This is a genomic window from Campylobacter sp. RM5063, assembly GCF_024723655.1.
In the GTDB taxonomy this organism is placed as follows: domain Bacteria; phylum Campylobacterota; class Campylobacteria; order Campylobacterales; family Campylobacteraceae; genus Campylobacter_D; species Campylobacter_D lari_D.
On the sequence record NZ_JANQDA010000036.1, the window covers coordinates 1 to 4,487 of the forward strand.

Annotated in this window: 5 protein-coding genes; all 5 read left to right on the forward strand. The window is 22.6% G+C overall.

The window, feature by feature from the left end; all coding sequences use genetic code 11:
- Positions 1-210: 210 nt before the first annotated feature.
- Positions 211-1,803: a hypothetical protein gene (locus tag CAMP5063_RS08095; RefSeq protein WP_337195145.1), complete on the forward strand. Its 1,593-nt coding sequence runs from the start codon at positions 211-213 to the stop codon at positions 1,801-1,803.
- A gap of 391 nt (positions 1,804-2,194) precedes the next feature.
- A complete protein-coding gene (locus CAMP5063_RS08100; RefSeq protein ID WP_257929106.1) occupies positions 2,195-3,094 on the forward strand; it encodes a replication/maintenance protein RepL in 900 nt (299 codons plus the stop codon).
- Positions 3,091-3,504, forward strand: a complete 414-nt coding sequence (locus tag CAMP5063_RS08105) for a type II toxin-antitoxin system VapC family toxin (RefSeq protein ID WP_012662285.1) — start codon at positions 3,091-3,093, stop codon at positions 3,502-3,504. Before CAMP5063_RS08100 ends, CAMP5063_RS08105 begins: the two co-directional genes overlap by 4 nt.
- A gap of 58 nt (positions 3,505-3,562) precedes the next feature.
- A complete protein-coding gene (locus tag CAMP5063_RS08110) occupies positions 3,563-4,222 on the forward strand; it encodes a hypothetical protein (protein WP_236633137.1) in 660 nt (219 codons plus the stop codon).
- Between the two features lie 103 nt (positions 4,223-4,325).
- Positions 4,326-4,487 (forward strand): DUF5710 domain-containing protein (locus CAMP5063_RS08115; protein WP_257929107.1); only part of this gene is annotated, 162 nt, incomplete at its 3' end.

Below are 4,487 nucleotides of genomic sequence, written 5' to 3' on the forward strand. Positions count from 1 at the left end.
TTATATCTAAAAATTTACTAAAAAACTCTAAAATAATATCATATTTAAAAAAATTAGCAAAATAATTTAAAAATAAATATAATATCAAAATATAATAATTTGTAAAAATTATGTTATTTGTTATAAGGATATAATATGCGAAACACACAAGAACAAATGTCTTATAAAGACCAAATTAAAGAATTTTTAAAAAGTGATGAATTTTATAGTTTGCTTATATATGGAGGCTGGGGAGTTGGAAAAACTTATTTATGGAAAGAAATTGAAAATGAAATTAATCCAAAAATAATACAAAAGAAAGATTTGTGGAAAAAATTTAAGTCCAATGCAAATTTTTTTAACCATTTAATAATATTAATTTCTATCATAAAACAATATGTTGGAATTACTCTTATGAGTATTATAAAGTATTTTAATCTTTGTAGTTATATTGAAAATCCAAACAAACAAGTAAAAAATATTGTTTATGTTTCTTTGTTTGGAAAGGAACATTATAAAGAAGTTTTAGAAGAAATAACCCTAAAAGCTTATAAGCATAACAAGATTTTATATTTTATTCGAAATATAACTTTTTGGAAATTGTCTATAGGTGCATTTTTGCAATTATTTATAGAAAAAAATTTCGAAAATATAATTGTATGTCTTGATGATTTAGAGAGAAAATCAGATAAACTTGATATTAAAGATATTTTAGGACTTGTTAATAAACTAAAAGAAGAAAAATGTAAAGTGATTTTGATAGGTGATATAGATAGTTTAAGACAACAAGATATATTTAAAGAATACCGAGAAAAAAGTATAGAAACCAAGCTTCACATTGAATCTATAACAGAAGTAGCAAAACAAATAATAAAAGAAAAATGTCCTAAAATACAAGATTCCATTATTCCATACCGGGAACTTATTAAAATAAATAATCTGAGAATAATTAAAAAAATAGCATATATATTTAATCTATTTTATGAAAAATTAGAATTTAAAACAGATTTAAACAACTTTGAAACGGAAAATATTTACAAATTTATTTTATTAGAAATAACTAAAGAGTTAAATCCTAAGAATTTTAAATCTAAAGATGAATTTAACGACAATCTAGAATTAAGAGAAATATCTAACATTATAAAAAAAATAATAAACAATTATAGTAAAAACACTTTTACATATATACAAAAAGAAGATATAGAAAAAATAAAAAAGTATATAAAAAAAATAGTCCATCACAATACCATTATTAGTAAAATTGATAAACTATTTAATATTATAAAGCAAATAAAAGAAGAAAAATTTAAAGACAACAATATACCTGAAATAAATCAGATTCTAGAAAATATAAAAGAAATAGATGAAAAATATAAAATTTTTATAAATAATTTTAAACCTGTTGATTTTTTTGCTTTAGTTAATTATACAGATCACACAAAAAAACAATCTATTTTAAACATAAAAAATGCTTATATCGAAGAATTTACACGAGAAGAACATCCTTTTTATTATCAAATGTTAAAAAAATTAATAAACATAACAGAAGACAATAACTTAAAAACAAAACAAGAAGAAATAACAGAACGAAATAAGAATAAAACAACTAACAATCAAGCCAATAAAAAAGATAATGAAAACATACTAACCCAAATCAATAACTATAATGACTTAGAATACTTTATTGAAAATCGACAAATAAAAACTAACGACATAAAAGAATTAAAGAAAAACAAACTAATAAATTTTTATATAAAATTTTTCTTTAGTTATGAAAATAATCAAATAAAGTATAAAGAATTATATGAAATATATAAGAATTAATAGTTTTTCTCTTTTGGATTTTATTATTATAAAAGTTCAAAAGTAATAATATTACTTTTGATTTACATTATTGGCAAATGAGCGTTAGCGAAATTTGCGGTTTTTTGAATTTAAGAACAGATAAAGAAGAAAAAGACTTATAAAAAATGCTTTTAAATGCCTATAAAATAGCTATTTATTAAAGTTTTTGATTTTCCCACCAGTGGGACAAATTTTCCCACCAGTGGGACAAAAACTGCTCGTGGTGGGAAAAAACTAAAAAAGTAATTTTTCCCAAAATAATCAATAAAATTCATTGTATGGGATACAATTTGTTTTTTTATTTGGGAATTTATCATTTTTTGGGAAAATAATGCTATAATGTTTTTTAATTTTTGGGAAAAGGTAATATATGGCAAAGATAGTTAATTTAGAAAACAAAGAAACTAAAAAATTATATAGTAATGTTCAAGAGAAAGTTGATGCTGTAACAGGAGAAGTTACCACAGTAATAAGTTCTTTTTTACAAAGAGAAAAAACCAAAGATGATTTTATTAAATTATTTGTAGAAAACATTAGTTTTCTTACTGATAATCTTTCAAATCCTGCTTTAAGAGTTGTGTTGATGATGATTAAAAATTTAAATTATCAAAATGTTTTTCAATATAATAGTGAGTTCGTTCATTATTTTGAAAGTAGGAAGATTTTAGGAAAATCAAGTGTTTATCGTGCGATAAAAGAACTTGAAGATAAGCAAGTTATTTTTAAAGTAACAGAAGAGCAGAGAAAAGAATATGATATTATTGGTTCAAATTCATATATTATGAATCCACAAATCATAGGTAAGGGTTCTTTTAAAGATCTAAAAAAATTAAGACAAACTGTCGTTAAAACTTTTGATTTTGACAATTTAGAATTTAAGCAAGAAGTATCAGTTGAAAGTGAATATGAAGGTCTTGAGCAAATTAAGAGAAATCCAGATCATTATGTTATTGAAGAAGTTAAGCAAATAGCTTCAGATAAGAATGTTGTAGAAAATCAAGTGATTATTTCTAAAAAAGATGATGAGCAAATAAATTATCCTTCATTAAAACAAGAGAAAATAATTGATGTTAATAGTAATATTCCTAACTTAACTTCAAATGATAATGTAGAACCTACATTATTCGATGGAAGCAAAAATGAGCAAAAGGCAATGGCTTTTATTAATGAATTTGCAGGTATGTTTAATGGAGCTTTTCATCCAAGTAAAACAGCCAAAGAAATGAAAAAAGAATTTTTAGAAAATGACTTAAAAAAGGGTAATATATGAAAAAAGTATTTCTTGATACAAATATTTTTATTGATTTTTTTGATGAAGCAAGAGTAAATAATGAACAAGCTAAACAATTAATATATTTTTTAATATCTAATGAAATAAAAATAGTGTTTTCAGAAGATATGATTTCAACTATCGCTTATTTAATAGATAAAGATAAATTACCAGCCCTTATGTCTTTTTTTAAAAACACAATAACAAATCCATATTTTGATATAGTTTCATTTGGATCAAGCGTTATTAATATGGCTTGTGATTTTTACTTGCAAAATAAAGGTGATTTTGAAGACTATTTGCAGTATTTTTGTGCAGAAAAAGAAAATTGCACAGCAATTTATACTATGGATAAAAATTTTCCAAATTTAAAAATACCTATAAAAAGATATGGCGATACAAACATATAATAATATTTCATCTATCTCATGTTAAGATATTAAAAATATTTAAAAATTAGAGGAAAATATGAAATTGCTCAATAAAGTAGATTTTAATGAATTACTATCACAAATAAGATTATCTTCTTATGACAATGATGTTGTAAAACACTATGATAATCTTAAACTTATAGGAAAGATCACACCAAAAATTGCAACATTGGAAATTATTCTTAGAAATAAACTTGATAGTAAATTATCAGAGCAAGATAATGATTGGATAAAAAACTCTAATGATGAAAATATTAAAAAAGCTAAGATTGAAATTGAAAATAGAGAAAAAAATAAGATTTTATCCCATCATCAATATCTTTCTTGTATGAGTTTGGGAACTATTATCTATCTCATTAAAGAGAATAAATTACAAAATTCTATAATGGATTTAAAAGGTATTAATTTTAGAAACTACGGAGAGAATAATAGAAATTTCTTTTTTGAAAAAGGAAAGAAATTACGCTTTAGAAACACACATAAAGTAGATGTAGTTCTTAGTTTATTACAAAATCTAAGAAATAGAAGTTATCATTGGGAAAATATATTAAAAACAACAGAAAACAATGGAAAATATTATCCAAGATTAACGACAAAAATAGAAAACACTCATATAGGATTAAATCCACAAAAAATAGATTTATTTTTAAGTGATTTAATTAAAACATTCAATGAAGAAATTTTGGAATATTGTTAAAAGTTGGAATGGGCTACTAGGAAGCCCTTTGAATTTCATCAAAATTATAGTCAATCTAACATTAAATTAAAATAAATAGGGGAATATCTTGCCAAAAAAAAGAATGTTTTTGTTTGTTCCATATCAAGATATTCGTGAAGCTAAAAAACTTGGTGCAATGTGGGATAACAAACAAAAACAATGGTTTGCACCAAAATCATTAGATATTAATATATTTAAAAAATGGTTAGATAAAACCGCATTAAATAATAAAAGTAATTCTTAC

Coding starts and splice junctions, on each gene's coding strand:
- CAMP5063_RS08100 (WP_257929106.1), top strand. CDS start 2,195: ATGGCAAAGATAGTTAATTTAGAAAACAAAGAAACTAAAAAATTATAT.
- CAMP5063_RS08105 (WP_012662285.1), top strand. CDS start 3,091: ATGAAAAAAGTATTTCTTGATACAAATATTTTTATTGATTTTTTTGAT.
- CAMP5063_RS08110 (WP_236633137.1), top strand. CDS start 3,563: ATGAAATTGCTCAATAAAGTAGATTTTAATGAATTACTATCACAAATA.